The 13,390-nt window shown below is 65.4% G+C and carries 17 protein-coding genes and 1 tRNA gene; 6 read left to right on the top strand and 12 right to left on the bottom strand.

Annotated features, from left to right (window positions below; genetic code table 11):
* Positions 1-27 precede the first annotated feature (27 nt).
* From KF730_RS11725 to KF730_RS11695, 7 genes are all read right to left on the bottom strand, one after another.
* Positions 28-366, bottom strand: coding sequence for a gamma-glutamylcyclotransferase family protein (locus tag KF730_RS11725; protein ID WP_294095341.1), 339 nt, complete (start codon positions 364-366; stop codon positions 28-30).
* The gene (gene yihA / locus KF730_RS11720; RefSeq protein ID WP_294095339.1) at positions 366-1,007 is read right to left on the bottom strand and encodes a ribosome biogenesis GTP-binding protein YihA/YsxC; all 642 of its coding nucleotides are present in this window, start codon (positions 1,005-1,007) and stop codon (positions 366-368) included. The genes KF730_RS11725 and yihA overlap by 1 nt, the downstream gene beginning before the upstream one ends.
* A complete protein-coding gene (gene yidC, locus KF730_RS11715; protein WP_294095335.1) occupies positions 1,004-2,725 on the bottom strand; it encodes a membrane protein insertase YidC in 1,722 nt (573 codons plus the stop codon). Before yidC ends, yihA begins: the two co-directional genes overlap by 4 nt.
* Before the next feature lie 18 nt (positions 2,726-2,743).
* The gene (yidD, locus tag KF730_RS11710; protein WP_294095332.1) at positions 2,744-2,956 is read right to left on the bottom strand and encodes a membrane protein insertion efficiency factor YidD; all 213 of its coding nucleotides are present in this window, start codon (positions 2,954-2,956) and stop codon (positions 2,744-2,746) included.
* Positions 2,953-3,291 carry a ribonuclease P protein component gene (rnpA, locus tag KF730_RS11705; RefSeq protein ID WP_294095930.1) on the bottom strand — a complete coding sequence of 113 codons (339 nt, stop codon included), beginning with the start codon at positions 3,289-3,291 and terminating at the stop codon, positions 2,953-2,955. Before rnpA ends, yidD begins: the two co-directional genes overlap by 4 nt.
* The gene (rpmH, locus tag KF730_RS11700; protein ID WP_224922788.1) at positions 3,291-3,425 is read right to left on the bottom strand and encodes a 50S ribosomal protein L34; all 135 of its coding nucleotides are present in this window, start codon (positions 3,423-3,425) and stop codon (positions 3,291-3,293) included. Before rpmH ends, rnpA begins: the two co-directional genes overlap by 1 nt.
* A gap of 87 nt (positions 3,426-3,512) precedes the next feature.
* Entirely contained in the window at positions 3,513-3,815 is a 303-nt protein-coding gene (locus KF730_RS11695) for a hypothetical protein (protein ID WP_294095329.1), read from the bottom strand.
* A gap of 201 nt (positions 3,816-4,016) precedes the next feature.
* Between KF730_RS11695 and KF730_RS11690 the strand changes: the two genes are divergently transcribed.
* The 3 genes from KF730_RS11690 (at position 4,017) to KF730_RS11680 (ending at position 6,298) form a co-directional block, all read left to right on the top strand.
* Positions 4,017-5,516 carry a YifB family Mg chelatase-like AAA ATPase gene (locus KF730_RS11690; protein ID WP_294095325.1) on the top strand — a complete coding sequence of 500 codons (1,500 nt, stop codon included), beginning with the start codon at positions 4,017-4,019 and terminating at the stop codon, positions 5,514-5,516.
* A 2-nt stretch (positions 5,517-5,518) separates the two neighbouring features.
* Entirely contained in the window at positions 5,519-6,226 is a 708-nt protein-coding gene (locus tag KF730_RS11685; RefSeq protein WP_294095322.1) for a hypothetical protein, read from the top strand.
* Positions 6,214-6,298: transfer RNA gene (locus KF730_RS11680), tRNA-Leu, on the top strand. Before KF730_RS11685 ends, KF730_RS11680 begins: the two co-directional genes overlap by 13 nt.
* Positions 6,299-6,616: 318 nt before the next feature.
* Here the strand turns inward: KF730_RS11680 and KF730_RS11675 are convergent.
* Together KF730_RS11675 and KF730_RS11670 are read right to left on the bottom strand one after the other, a co-directional pair.
* Positions 6,617-6,844 (bottom strand): hypothetical protein, encoded by a 228-nt coding sequence (locus KF730_RS11675; protein ID WP_294095321.1) that lies wholly within the window; start codon positions 6,842-6,844, stop codon positions 6,617-6,619.
* A gap of 73 nt (positions 6,845-6,917) precedes the next feature.
* Positions 6,918-7,694, bottom strand: a complete 777-nt coding sequence (locus KF730_RS11670; protein WP_294095318.1) for a CPBP family intramembrane glutamic endopeptidase — start codon at positions 7,692-7,694, stop codon at positions 6,918-6,920.
* Positions 7,695-7,949: 255 nt separating this feature from the next.
* Between KF730_RS11670 and cls the strand changes: the two genes are divergently transcribed.
* Positions 7,950-9,380 (top strand): cardiolipin synthase, encoded by a 1,431-nt coding sequence (cls, locus tag KF730_RS11665; protein WP_294095315.1) that lies wholly within the window; start codon positions 7,950-7,952, stop codon positions 9,378-9,380.
* Position 9,381: 1 nt separating this feature from the next.
* Here cls and KF730_RS11660 read toward each other — a convergent pair whose 3' ends face one another.
* Positions 9,382-9,588: a hypothetical protein gene (locus tag KF730_RS11660; protein WP_294095313.1), complete on the bottom strand. Its 207-nt coding sequence runs from the start codon at positions 9,586-9,588 to the stop codon at positions 9,382-9,384.
* Between the two features lie 153 nt (positions 9,589-9,741).
* Here KF730_RS11660 and KF730_RS11655 point away from each other — a divergent pair, with 153 nt between their 5' ends.
* Both KF730_RS11655 and KF730_RS11650 read left to right on the top strand, forming a co-directional pair.
* The gene (locus KF730_RS11655) at positions 9,742-10,668 is read left to right on the top strand and encodes a DnaJ C-terminal domain-containing protein (protein ID WP_294095309.1); all 927 of its coding nucleotides are present in this window, start codon (positions 9,742-9,744) and stop codon (positions 10,666-10,668) included.
* Entirely contained in the window at positions 10,665-10,922 is a 258-nt protein-coding gene (locus tag KF730_RS11650) for a chaperone modulator CbpM (protein WP_294095307.1), read from the top strand. Before KF730_RS11655 ends, KF730_RS11650 begins: the two co-directional genes overlap by 4 nt.
* Here KF730_RS11650 and KF730_RS11645 read toward each other — a convergent pair.
* A complete protein-coding gene (locus KF730_RS11645; protein ID WP_294095305.1) occupies positions 10,894-11,064 on the bottom strand; it encodes a hypothetical protein in 171 nt (56 codons plus the stop codon). The genes KF730_RS11650 and KF730_RS11645 overlap by 29 nt on opposite strands.
* Positions 11,065-11,083: 19 nt before the next feature.
* Complete coding sequence (locus KF730_RS11640) at positions 11,084-13,351, bottom strand: FdhF/YdeP family oxidoreductase (protein WP_294095302.1); 2,268 nt, start codon at positions 13,349-13,351, stop codon at positions 11,084-11,086.
* Between the last annotated feature and the right edge of the window lie 39 nt (positions 13,352-13,390).

Raw genomic sequence — 13,390 nt, 5'->3', positions numbered from 1 at the left:
AACGGGCGCGCGGCGGTGGTCAAACCGTCAGCCGCCGAGATAGGCCCAGGCTTCGCGGCCCGAGGCGAGGGTGACGCGGGTGCGGCGGTGATGCGCGTTCTGGTGAGGGTCCATCCGCGCCAGCTCGGCTTCGGTCAGCCGCATCGCCCGACCGGGCACCGAAGCGCCCGGCGTGTCGCACGGCACCATCGACAGATGGGTGCCGGTGCCGGTGGTCGACAGAATCTCGGGATCGTCGAGCACGACGGTACGCTTGGTGTAGCCTGGCAGCGCGTCTTCGTCATAGGGTAGAACACGTCCGAACAGAGCCACATGGACCTTTTCGAGCGTCAGCGTCCCGCAGGCGAACAGCAATGTCTCGTCCATCAGCCGATCGCTTCTAGTACCGCAGCGCGCAGTTCGGGAATGCCCAGGCCCTTTTCGCTCGAGGTCTGGATGATGTCGGGGTGCGCGGCGGCGCGCTTGCGGGCTTCCTCGGCGGTGCGCGCGGTGACTTCCGCCAGCTCGCTCGCCTTGATCTTGTCGGCCTTGGTCAGGATGATCCGGTAGCTGACCGCGGCGCTGTCGAGCATTTCGAGGATCTCGCGATCGACATCCTTGATGCCGTGGCGGGCGTCGATGAGGACCAGGGCGCGCTTCAGCGCCTGCCGCCCGCGCAGATAGTCGTTCACCAGATAGCGCCACTTTCGGACCATGTCCTTGGGCGCCTTGGCGAAGCCATAGCCCGGCATGTCGACCAGCCGGAATTGCAGCGGATCGCCGACATCGAAGAAGTTGAGCTCCTGCGTCCGCCCTGGGGTGTTCGACGTGCGCGCCAAGCCGTTGCGGTTGGTCAGCGCGTTGAGCAGCGACGACTTGCCGACGTTCGAACGGCCCGCGAACGCGACCTCGTTCACCACCGGCGAGGGCAGGTGTTCGAGCGCGGGCGCGGACTTGAGGAAGGCGACCGGCCCCGCAAACGCCTTGCGCGCGGTTTCGATCGCTTCCGGTTCGAAAGCCTCGGTCACTTAACTCCGGCATCCTTCTTGGGCAGGGGCTCCTTGAGCGCGGGATGGCGCGAATAGAGCCAGCGCTGCTGGGCGATGGTGATGCAGTTCGAGGTGATCCAGTAGACCTGGAGACCGACCGCGAACGGGGCCATCACGAACATCAGCATCCACGGCATGATCGCGAAGATCTGCTTCTGCATCTCGTCCATCGGCGCCGGGTTCAGCTTGATCTGATAGTACATCGACACGCCGAGCAGGATCGGGATCACGCCGATCGCGATGAAGTGCGGCGGGGTGAAATCGAGCAGCCCGAACAGGTTGAGCGGGGTCAGCGGATCGGGCGCCGAGAGATCCTTGATCCACAGCACGAACGGCTGGTGGCGCATCTCGATCGTGAGCAGCAGCACCTTGTACAGCGAATACATGATCGGAATCTGGAGGATGAGCGGCAGGCAGCCCGCGAGCGGATTGACCTTCTCCTCCTTGTACAGCTTCATGATCTCCTGCTGCTGGCGCTGCTTGTCGTCCTTGTAGCGTTCCTGCAGCGCCTTCATCTTGGGCTGGATGGCGCGCATATTGGCCATCGACTGGAACTGCTTGTTGGCGATCGGGAAGATCAGCGCGCGGATCGTGAAGGTCAGGCAGATGATCGCGACGCCGAAGTTGCCGATCATCCGGAACAGCCAGTCGAGATAATAGAAGATCGGCTTTTCGAGGATCTCGAACCAGCCCCAATCAATCGCCTTGCCGAAATGGGTGACGCCCTGACCCTCATAGGTATCGAGCAGCGCGGCTTCCTTGGCGCCGGCGAAGAAGCGGCTGGTGTGTGTAATCTTCTGCCCCGGCTGGAGCAGCTGGGCGTTGCGGGCATAATCGGCCTGATAGGCGCCGTTGGGGGCGCCACGGAACTTGCCGGCCACCACCGCCGCCTGATCGGGGATCAACGCGGTGAGCCAATATTTGTCGGTGAAGCCCAGCCACGCGCCGTTCGAGGTGAAGTCGCTGGCCTTCTCGCCATCGAGATCCTTGAAGTTGAGATCATATTTGGCGGCGCCATTATGCGCGGACATCGGGCCGACATGGACCGTCCAGCTGTCCGGCTCCTTGAAGATGCCGCTGCGGTAGACCAGGCCGTAAGGCGCGACCGGGACCACGCCCGTGCCGGTGTTGGCGACGGTCTGCTTCACCGTGAACATGTATTTTTCGTCGACCGCCAGTTCGATGCGGAAGACCTGGCCCTGGCCGTTGGCGGCCGAGAGGGTGACGGGGGTGCCGGGCGCGAGAACCGGCCCGCTTGCCTGCCAGACCGTGTCGGGGCTCGGCGGCTTCAGACCATCGTCGCGCCAGCCGAAGCCGGCGAAATAGGCGTCCTGGGTACCGCCGGGCGAGAGCAGGCGGATCGCAGGAGACCCCTTGGCGATCGTCTCGGGATATTTGGCGAGGACAAGATCGTCGATCCGTGCGCCCTTGAGGTTGATCGAACCCTTTAGCGACGGCGTGTCGATGAGGATGCGCGGGCTTTCCTTGAGGACGATGGCGCGGTCGCGGATCGCCGTGGGGCTCACCGCGGCCGGGGATGCCTTGGGATCGGCAACGGGGGTGGTCTTGCCGCCCTCTATCTTGGTGGGGGCGGGGTTTTGCGTCGGGAACACCCAATGCGCGATCGTCGGCCAGCCGAACAGGATCAGCGCGGCCAGCACCGCGAACAGCAGGAAGTTCTTCTGGTCTTCTTTCACCGATGTTCCCCGGAATTCTTACGGTACTGGGTCATGGCCGCAGCCGCCCCATGGATTGCAACGAAGGATGCGCTTGCCGGCAAGCCAACTGCCCTTGAGCGCCCCATAGCGGCGAAGGGCGGTGATTGCATAGGCCGAACAGGACGGCGTGTAGCGGCACGAGGGCGGCAGGATCAGCGACGGGCCAAGCTGCCAGCCGCGGGCGAGGAGGATGAGGAGGCGGGCGATCATCGCTTGAGTTTCCCCAAGGCCTTGATCAGTTCCGCCTTCAGCGCGGCATAGTCGCGCTCGATCCCCGCATTGCGGCCGATCAGGACATGATCCGCACCGGCCAGCCCCTCGGTGGGCAGCACTTCGCGGACAAGCGCGCGGAAGCGCCGCTTCATCCGGTTGCGGATCACGGCATTGCCGACCTTTTTGGATACGGTAATGCCGACCCGCATGGCCGGATCGGCATCGCTGCGCGCACGGACCAGCAATACGAAACCCGGCATGGGGGCTCGCTTTCCGCTGTTCGCCGCGAGATAGTCCTTGCGCTGCGTAAGCCGCGCAACAGGTGCCGGGATTACGCCGACAGCTTGTTGCGGCCGCGGGCGCGGCGGGCGCGAATCACCTTGCGGCCGCCCGGCGTCGCCATCCGCGAGCGGAAGCCGTGCCGGCGCGCACGCACCAGATTGCTCGGCTGAAAGGTCCGCTTCATCGCTCATCCTCAAGTATCTAGAACGTAAAAGGGCCACCACAGGGGCGGCCGCTGGTCGGGTGCCCATAAGGGGAGCGCCGCAGGAAGTCAACGTGACTCCTGCGGGAAACCGAGCAAAGCGGCTTCGGCCCTGGCCTCGGCGGCTTCCCTGTCGCGTTTCTGGCGCTGGCGGAAGCTGCGGCGGCGCAGCGCCATATCGGCATAATGCCCGAATCGCGGCCAGCGGCGCTTGAGCCGGACGAACCGGCCGCGCGCCCAGGTGGAGTTCTGGAGGACCAGCACCAGCCCCGCCGCGAAGGTGAAGATACCGCCGGGGCCGGGGAGGATCCCGACCAGCGGCGTGACGAGGATCAGTAGCGCGCCGGTGACGAGCAGGGTGATGCGGATCACGGGGCTGCGGCGTCCTTTCCTCTCCATGGACGGCGAGGTGGGAACTGCGTGTTGCTTATGCAAGACAGTTGAATGTTCCATTCCATGACAACGCTTGGGCGGGGGTGGAGTGCCGTCGCGATCATTGCCTCCGTTTCGGTCCGATCCCGTTCCGCATTGGAGGAAAGCGCTTATGCTCGCCGCGCTGAGGGGGAGGCGGGCTTGGTCGCAAGCGTATCGACGGTTGCGTATCTGGGGCTGGAGGCCCGTACGGTCGAGGTGCAATGCAACCTCGTCGCCGGACTGCCCAAGTTCGTCGTCGTCGGGCTCCCCGACAAGGCGGTGGCGGAGAGCCGCGAGCGGGTGCGCGCGGCGATGGCCGCGATAGGCCTGGCGCTGCCGCCCAAGCATATAGTGCTCAACCTCTCGCCCGCCGACCTGCCCAAGGAGGGATCGCATTTCGACCTGCCGATCGCGCTGGCGCTGCTCGGCGCGATGGGCGTGGTCGATGCCGAGACGCTGGCCGGCTATGTCGTGGTCGGTGAGCTGGCGCTCGACGGCCGGATCGCGCCGTCCGCGGGCGTGCTGCTGGCGGCGTTGCACGCGTCGGAAATCGGCAAGGGGCTTGTCTGTCCTGTCGCGCAGGGGCCCGAGGCGGCGTGGGCGGGGCAGATCGAAGTGATCCCCGCGCCCGACCTGATCGCGCTGCTCAACCACTTCAAGGGCAACCAGCTGATCGCCGCGCCGCCGCCGGGCGAGGCCGATGCGCCCGATCACGGCCCCGATCTCCGCCAGGTGAAGGGGCAGGAAACCGCCAAGCGCGCTCTGGAGATCGCGGCTGCGGGCGGGCATAACCTGCTGATGAGCGGGCCGCCGGGCGCGGGCAAATCGCTGCTCGCTTCGTGCCTGCCGGGGATATTGCCGCCGCTGGACTCGGCCGAGGCGCTGGAAGTGTCGATGGTCGCTTCGGTGGCGGGAACGCTGCAGGGCGGGCGGCTGACCCGGACCCGGCCGTTCCGCAGCCCGCATCATTCGGCATCGATGGCGGCGCTCACCGGGGGCGGGCTGAAGGTCAAGCCGGGTGAGGTCAGCCTCGCCCATCTCGGCGTGTTGTTTCTCGACGAGCTGCCCGAATTCCAGCGCGCGGTGCTCGATTCGCTGCGCCAGCCACTCGAGGCGGGCGTGGTCAGCGTCGCGCGGGCCAACGCCCATGTGACCTTTCCTGCCCGCGTGCAGCTGGTCGCGGCGATGAACCCATGCCGATGCGGGCATCTCGGCGATCCGGCGCTGGCGTGCGCACGGGCGCCGCGCTGCGCGGCGGATTATCAGGCCAAGGTCTCCGGCCCCTTGCTCGATCGCATCGATCTGCACGTCGAGGTTCAGCCGGTAACCGCCGCCGATCTGGTGTTGCCGCCGCCCGCCGAGGGCTCGGCCGAAGTCGCCGCTCGCGTCGCGGAAGCGCGAGCGATCCAGCAGGCACGCTATACGGGAACGACGGTGCGCACCAATGCCGAAGCCGAGGGCAACGCACTGCCGGTGCCCGACGAGGCCGGGCGCAAGCTGCTCGCCCAGGCGGCCGAGGCGATGCGCCTGTCCGCGCGGGGCTATACTCGCATGCTGCGGGTCGCGCGCACGATCGCCGATCTGGCCGGGGCGGAAGGGGTGGGGCGCATTCACGTAGCCGAGGCGCTGAGCTATCGGAGGCAGGCGCCGCGGAGCTAAGCATGGTCAGGGTATCGATTGTCGCTTGTTACGGGGTGCTGTTGGTCGTGCTCGCCTATTTGTGGATGCGGCGCTGCGGGGTGCCACGGCGTCGCGTGCTCCTGGCGACATTGGTCTTCCTCGCCGCGCCGCTGCTGATGATCCCCGCAGGCATCGTGATAGGGGTGTTTCGGACCTTGCTGGTGATTCAGCCGGTCTATTGGGCAGTCCCGTTCGAGGAAGCCTTGAAGCTGGCCCTGATCGTCCGGCTGGGCCTGGCGGGACGCGCGGCGGTCTCGATCGGATTTTTGTTCGGCGCGGTCGAGGTGGTCACCTCCAAGGCGCTCATGGCTTTTACCGTTGGCGATAGCGCGACGCTCTGGGTCCTGATGATCACCTTGACCGGCGCGGTGCTGATGCACACGGCCACCGGCGTGGTGTATTCGGCGCATGGACGCGTGCATCGCTGGCAGATGTTTGCCGCCGCCTGCACGCTGCATCTGATCAACAATGCCGCGGTGATGTGGATGGTGAGCCGCAGTGATAGTCTCTCCATCCTGTTCAGCATGCAGGGAGCGATGCTCGCCGCCGTTGTCGCGGGAGCGTTCGCTTTTTGCGAATGGTCGCTGAGCCGGCCGCTCGCGGTGCCCCCGATCCGGCGACGCAACCACCGAGACGCTTGCAGCGGAAGAGCCCTTGGTCTAGCGAAACCGCCGCTGCCCCTGTGGTGAAATTGGTAGACGCGCTCGACTCAAAATCGAGTGCCGCAAGGCGTGCTGGTTCGAGTCCGGCCAGGGGCACCATTCCCGATCGAGGGAGGGCACCAAGGGTGCCTGTTGATCGGGGCCCTCATTGGCGGCGATCTCCAGCGACTTGATCGGACCAGTGATGGTGATCGCGGTCGGCGCAATAACGAACTTGGCGATGAACTGACGGGCGTAGCTCTGTCGCGGGACCGAATCGTCGGAGCGCAGCTTATCGAGGATGATCTCGCCAAGCCGGCCGGCTGCCTCCGGCGTGACTGCCGTGCCACACGGGCGGCGATCATGGGGTCGCGCAACTTCTCCCTGAGGGTTACCAGCGGTCCGTGCTAACTCTTGGTCGCCGGATCAAGGTCGCCGTCACCCGCGCGCGCGCCCGATATGCCGAGATTCTCGGTCAGGTCTCCCCTCGCAACGAAGGATCGTGGTGGCAAACGCGATCTTTAGGTCAGAGAGCGCAATATTGGTGGGCGCCGCTTTGCGACCGGCCAGTCCCGCCTCGCCCAGCGCATCGGCGGTATCGAGCGCCTTCGGCAATTCGATAGCGGTGTAGATGGGGACTTCGGCGGGTTCGAGGCGGCGCGACACGGTGCTGGTCGGAAAAGCAGCCGTTCGTTCACTCTCGCGGCGAAGGCTGCTGATCGACCGAGAGCGATCCTCGCTATGTTTCGCTATCGCCGTTTGCTGGCTGCCAGATCGGCGTAACGACAAGCACTGTCGCTGCTATCGCGAGGTTGGCGACTCCTGATAAATATGGCGTCAGCGCGGGGTTTCCATCCATCGAGATCAATCCATCGACCAAACTATTGGCGAGATTCCACCCCCAGTGCAGTCCGACTGCTGCCCACAGCGATCCGGTGCGGGCCAACGCGGCCGCGTAGGCAATTCCCAAACAAATCAGCATGAACCATTCGCTTGGACCCTTGGCCAATCGAAACACGTGATTGAGCAAATAGATCAACGCCGACACAGCGATGAAACGGCCCGATTTTGCCGCAACTGGTGCCACTCGCCACCATAATCCACGCGTGATGATGTCCTCGGCAATGGATGCGATGAACGTGGCGACCAGAGCCAGCCCGACGCCGCCGATAGTGAGACCGGGCGCGGGGCCTGTGGTGTGCACGTATGCGCCGATCTTCAATCCCACCGCGATCGCGGCCGTCTTTCCGAGCAGCGAAAGGACCAGGCCACCTCCTAGCAGGATGGGCACCCGCGACTGCCATTCGAGCGCGTAAGCCGCGTAGCCCCGATACCTTAATAGCCATCTGCCGACCGGCCACGCCACGACAACCGCTGAGATCATCAGGATATCCTGGACGACATCATTGTGCAGTAGCCGAGCGCCGATACCCTCCGCTGATTGATACAGGGCGAAAAGAATCAAGAAGGCCAGAGCGACACGAACGGTCGAAACGGAGAAGTAGCGACTCATCATCACGCACTCGTAACGGACTGCGGGGGCGGCGGCCATTTAGTTGCAGGGGCCATCACTCGTTATGCAGACCGGGACGACGGCAAAGCGCCCCATTTACGGCCTTTCGGCCATTCGATATCGTTCCTCGCAAGCTGTCGCTCGCCGCTTTTCTCGTTATGCATGTCACCGAACCGGCACTGGCCGGATGTTACTGGACAAGATGGCGATGATGGGACGACGGGCCGCCTTTGCCATTGGCACATTCGGGCATCGCGCATGATTGGATGGAAGACCGGGGCTGTCGTTGCGGGCATCACGATCCACCTGATCGTACTCCTGCGGGCGATGCTCGTGGAAGGACGCGAACCGCAGGCGCGCGCGGCCTGGCTACTTCTGCTGCTTGCGTTGCCCGGGATAGGGACAGCGTTATACGTGCTGTTCGGCGAGCCCTGGGTGTCGAAGCGGTTTCGCAATCGAGTGGCGCAGGCGTCGACGCAATTGGCGCCATTCGCTCCCAAATTCGGATTGGCGGACGGCACAATAGCGCCGTTCGAAAACCCCTTTTCGACCTGCGCTGCCGTCGCGGGATGGTCTGCGGCTGGCGGCAATGAGGCGGCGGTCGCACATAATTCCGACGCAGCGATCGACATGATCGTGGCCGACATCGAGGGGGCGACGCGCGCGGTCCATATCTCGTTCTACATCTGGCTTGGCGATCACAACGGCACGAAGGTGGCGGACGCTGTGTGTCGGGCAGCGCGGCGCGGCGTCACCTGCCGCATCGCCGCCGACGCGATCGGCTCGCACGCCTTCATCCGCTCGGCGCACTGGGCGGCGATGCGCGATGCCGGCGCGCATCTGTGCGCGACGCTGGCGGTCCCGTTCGGGCTGGCGTTCCTGGCCGGCCATCGGCTGGACCTGCGCAATCATCGCAAGATCACGGTGATCGACGGGCGCATCACCTATTGCGGTAGCCAGAACTGCGCAGATCCGGCCTTCCTGCCCAAGCGGCGCTTCGCGCCGTGGGTGGACATATTGATCCGCTACGAAGGGCCAGTCGCGCACCAGGCTGACCTGATCTTCGCTGCGCTGTGGACGGCCGAGACAGGCGAGGACCTGCGCGCCGCGACGACCGTCAGCGTATCGCCGGTGCATGGAGGTCTGACAGCCATAGCGGTCGGAACGGGACCGCTGTCGCCGCGCGGCGCGATGACGGATATCTTCGCCGCCTGCCTCGCCAGCGCGCGCCAGCGCATTGTGATCACCACGCCCTATTTCGCGCCCGATCCGCCGCTGCTGGCCGCTATCGTCGCCGCTGCGCGACGCGGTGTCGCGGTCACGATCATATTCCCGCGCCGCAATGACAGCCGCATCGTTGGCGCGATCAGCCGCGCTTATTATCCGGTGCTGGCCAAGGCCGGCGTGCGCATCTTCGAATATCGCGGTGGCCTGCTCCACGCCAAGACGCTGGTCATCGACGGCGAACTGGCGCTGGTGGGTTCGTCGAACATGGACCGCCGCAGCCTCGACCTCAATTTCGAGAACAACATCCTGTTCCGCTCCGCCGAACTGGCGGCGCAGGTCGGTGCGCATCAGGATCGCTGGCTGGCCGACGCGATCGAGATCGAGCGGGGCGGCATCGCGGCGCGCTCGCCTGCTCGCCGCCTGCTCGACAATTCGCTGACGATCGTCGGCGCGCTATTCTGAGCTAGGTCGGCGGCAGCTTCACCACCGTCCGCTGCGCCATCGTGCCGTTGGCGACGATCACCCGCCGATTGTCGTCGGTCACGATTATGGTGACGCCCAGCGAGATGTCCTCGACCTCCCGATATCGAAACCGCCCTTCATTGGCGTCGCCGCTTGGACCCAGCCGCCGCGACGCAGCGCTGGCTTGAGGATGCGGCGTACCGCCCACGACAACACCAGCCCGACGACGAGCGGGACGCCGCCGATGATGGGTCGCCGAGCGGCGGCGAAGGATCGATGCAGGCGCTTATGCCGCCACGCTGCTGTCGCGTTGCGCGGAGGCAAGGTTGCGGTGTTGCCGCACGCCTCCGCCTCATTCATCATGGTCGGAAAGCAGGAAGAGCGCGTGGCCGACATGACCGATCCCTATGCGACGCTTGGTGTGGCAAGAACCGCGACCGATCAGGAATTGCAGCGCGCCTATCGCAAGCTGGCGAAGACGCTGCATCCCGATCTCAATCCCGGCAACAAGGATGCCGAGGATCGGTTCAAGGAGGTCGCCGCTGCCTATGACCTGCTGCGCGACGCGGAGAAGCGGCGGCGCTTCGATGCGGGCGAGATCGGTGTGGACGGCAACGAACGGCCTCAGCACGCATATTACCGCGACTATGCGGGTAACGGCGCCGACAGCGCTCGTTACGCCAGCGACGCGGGCTTTTCCGACTATGCGGAAGAGGATGATTTTCTGGCCGACCTGCTCCGCCGCAATGCGCAAGCGCGGGCGAACCGGCCCGGGCGCGACCTGCACTATACGCTGTCGATCGCGCTGGCGGACGCGGTGCGCGGGACGGAACGGCGGCTTACGCTGCCGACTGGCGATACGCTGGACGTCAAGATTCCGGCGGGCGTGGTTGATGGACAGATCCTGCGCCTGAAGGGCAGGGGCGAGCCCGGACGCGGCAGCGGCGCGCGCGGAGCGGCGCTGATCGAGTTGACTGTCGAGGACGATCCCCGATTCGAGCGCGATGGCGACGATCTGGCGATCGAGGTGCCGATCACTCTGCGCGATGCCGTTCTGGGCGGGAAGATCACGGTGCCGACACCTACGGGATCGGTAGCGATGACGGTGCCGAAGGGGGCGGACGGCAGCACGAAGCTGCGGCTGAAGGGACAGGGTATGCCGCGCGGCGGCGGACAGCGAGGCGATGAACATGTGCGGCTACGCATCACGCTGCCCAAGCCGCTCGACCCGGCGCTGGAGGCGTTGGTGGCGGGGTGGGCGGACACCGGCGAGGAGGCGGCGGCATGAGGATCAGCATCGAGCGGTTTGTCGTCGAAGCGGGCGTGGAACGCGCCGCGGTCGAGCGCTGGGTGGCGCGGGGCTGGCTCCTGCTCGACGACGATGCGCTGTCCGATATCGATGCCGCCCGCGCGCGTTTCATCCGCGATCTGCTGGGCGACTTCGGCGTCAACGAGGAGGGGGTCGATCTGGTGCTGCACCTGACCGATCAGGTGCATGGATTGCGTGCCGCGCTTACCGCCGCGCGCGTTCGCAGTGGCTGAGGCCTGGCTCCCCCACAACCGGATCGCCATCCTTCACCGTCACGACGAGGAAGATCGCCGCCTGTGACAGCGGTGCCTCGATACTCTGCGCATCGATCGGCACGCGGCCCCATGTCTGGGCGGTCAGCGTGTGCTCCGTCATTCGACGGCGTCAAGGCGCATCACGCGGCGACCACCCTGACCGGGATAGATTTGGCCGCCGGCGTCCCGCTGATACGATCGTAATAGTCAAGCGGGAGCAGCGGATTGAGCTCGGGATAATAGCCCGCCACCGCGCCGCGCGGCATCGCGTAATCGAGCACGGTCAGCCCCGCCACGCGGCGCGGCACGCCGTCGTCGCTGATCGTCTCCAGCGTTATCTGCGCCCCCGCGTCGATCCCGCGGTCCGCCCGGTCCTCGGCGTTCATGAACAGGACCATGCGGTCGTTATAGACCCCGCGATAGCGATCCGAATAGCTGTAGATCGTCGTGTTGAACTGATCGTGCGATCGCACCGTCGCCAGCCGCAGCATCGCCGGGTCCGCCACTGGCGCGTTGATGTCGAGCCCTTCGAAGACGATGAAGTTGGCCTTGCCGTTCGGCGTCTGCCAGACCAGCCGACGCGGCGCGACATCGAGGTGGAAGCCGCGAGGGCTCTGTATGCGCTCTGAGAAGTCGCTGTAGATATCGGGGTAGACGGCGGCGATCCTGTCGCGGATCGCACCGTAATCGTCGATGTAGCGCGCCCAATCGACGCGGCTGTCGGGCAGCGTCGCCATCGCCATGCGGCAGACGATCTCGACCTCGGGGCGGCAGTCCGGACTTGCTGGCGCCAGCACGCCGCGCGACGCGGTGACGTTGGACATGGCATCCTCGATCGTCACAAATTGCTCGCCGAGCGCGGTCTCGATCCGTTCGGAACGGGCGACGACCGGCAGGATCAGCGCATCCTTGCCATGAACCAGATGCCCGCGATTGAGCTTGGTCGCGATGCCGACGGTCAGGTCCAGCTTGCGCATCGCCGAATAGGCGCGCTCGGTATCGGGCACCGCGCGCACGAAATTACCGCCCAGGCCGATGAACACCTTGGCCGAGCCGTCCAGCATCGCCGCGACCGATTCGACCGTGTGGTGCCCGTGCTCGCGCGGCGGATCGAAACCGAACACCGCGCGGACGCGATCGAGATATTCGGGTTTCGGTTTCTCGTCGATCCCGACGGTGCGATCGCCCTGCACGTTCGAATGGCCGCGGATCGGTGCGATACCGGCGCCGGGCTTGCCGAAATTGCCCTTGAGCAGGAGGAGGTTGCACAATTGCTGCAGCAGCTTCGACGCCTGCTGATGCTGGGTCAGCCCCATGCCGTAGCAGATCATCGTCGCGTTCGAGCGGATGTAGATCTCGGCGCAGCGCCGGATCTGGTCCTCGGCAATCCCCGACACGCGCACGAGTTCGGACCATTCCGTGCTGAGAACATCCTCACGGACCGCGTCGAGGCCGGCGGTATGCGCGTCGACGAACGCACCATCGATAACCGCTTCGCCCGCGGCCTCGCGTTCGAAGATCACCTTCATCATGCCCTTGAACAGGGCGATGTCGCCGCCGATCTTGATATGGACGAACTCGCTGGCGATCGGCGTGGAGCCGAACGTCGCCATCTGCACCACATCCTGCGGCTCGGTGAACTTGATCAGCGCGCGTTCCGGCATCGGATTGACGACGACGATCGGCACCCCGCGCTTCCGCGCCTCGACCAGATTGGTCATCATCCGCGGCGAGTTGGTGCCGGTGTTCTGGCCGATGATGAACAGGGCTTCGGTGTGTTCGAAATCGGCCATCACCACCGTGCCCTTGCCGACACCGATCGATGCCGGCAGCCCGCGGCTGGTCGGTTCGTGGCACATGTTCGAACAATCGGGGAAATTGTTCGTCCCGAATTCGCGCACGAAGATCGAATAGAGGAACGCCGCCTCGTTCGGAGTGCGGCCGGAGGTGTAGAATTCGGCCTGGTGCGGACTGTCGAGCGCGCGCAGGTGCTGGCCGATCAGCGCATAGGCCTCGTCCCAGTCGACCGGCACATATTTGTCCGTCGTCGCGTCGTAACGCATCGGCTCGGTCAGCCGGCCCTGCATTTCCAGCCAATAGTCCGATTGCTCGTTGAGCCATGTGACGGTGTGCTGCGCGAAGAAGTCGCGGGTCACGCGAAACTTCGTAGCCTCGTGCGCCAGCGCCTTCGCGCCGTTCTCGCAGAACTCCAGCGTCTTGCGGCAATCGGCGTCGGGAAAGGCGCAGCTGGAGCATTTGAAGCCACCGGGCTGATTCATCGACAGCAGCGCCCGCGAGCCCTTGGTGACGACGCTTTGTTCCAGCAGGACCTTCGCGGTGGCACCCGCCGCGCCCCAACCGCCAGCGGGATGCGGATAGGGGCGATATTCGGGCGGTTTGGTCGGCATGCGACAACTCCTAGCGACGAACCGATTGTTGCACCGACG

Source organism: Sphingomonas sp. (assembly GCF_019635515.1).
Classification (GTDB): domain Bacteria; phylum Pseudomonadota; class Alphaproteobacteria; order Sphingomonadales; family Sphingomonadaceae; genus Sphingomonas.
Note: the sequence above shows the minus strand (reverse complement) of the source record. Positions and strands in the feature narration are given on the sequence as shown.

What these genes read in the sequence shown, in the direction of transcription:
- KF730_RS11645 (WP_294095305.1), bottom strand. Translation starts at nt 11,064, where the DNA reads ATGACGGAGCACACGCTGACCGCCCAGACATGGGGCCGCGTGCCGATC.
- KF730_RS11650 (WP_294095307.1), top strand. Translation starts at nt 10,665, where the DNA reads ATGAGGATCAGCATCGAGCGGTTTGTCGTCGAAGCGGGCGTGGAACGC.
- KF730_RS11640 (WP_294095302.1), bottom strand. Translation starts at nt 13,351, where the DNA reads ATGCCGACCAAACCGCCCGAATATCGCCCCTATCCGCATCCCGCTGGC.
- KF730_RS11655 (WP_294095309.1), top strand. Translation starts at nt 9,742, where the DNA reads ATGGTCGGAAAGCAGGAAGAGCGCGTGGCCGACATGACCGATCCCTAT.
- KF730_RS11685 (WP_294095322.1), top strand. Translation starts at nt 5,519, where the DNA reads ATGGTCAGGGTATCGATTGTCGCTTGTTACGGGGTGCTGTTGGTCGTG.
- KF730_RS11725 (WP_294095341.1), bottom strand. Translation starts at nt 366, where the DNA reads ATGGACGAGACATTGCTGTTCGCCTGCGGGACGCTGACGCTCGAAAAG.
- rpmH (WP_224922788.1), bottom strand. Translation starts at nt 3,425, where the DNA reads ATGAAGCGGACCTTTCAGCCGAGCAATCTGGTGCGTGCGCGCCGGCAC.
- KF730_RS11670 (WP_294095318.1), bottom strand. Translation starts at nt 7,694, where the DNA reads ATGATGAGTCGCTACTTCTCCGTTTCGACCGTTCGTGTCGCTCTGGCC.
- yidD (WP_294095332.1), bottom strand. Translation starts at nt 2,956, where the DNA reads ATGATCGCCCGCCTCCTCATCCTCCTCGCCCGCGGCTGGCAGCTTGGC.
- cls (WP_294095315.1), top strand. Translation starts at nt 7,950, where the DNA reads ATGATTGGATGGAAGACCGGGGCTGTCGTTGCGGGCATCACGATCCAC.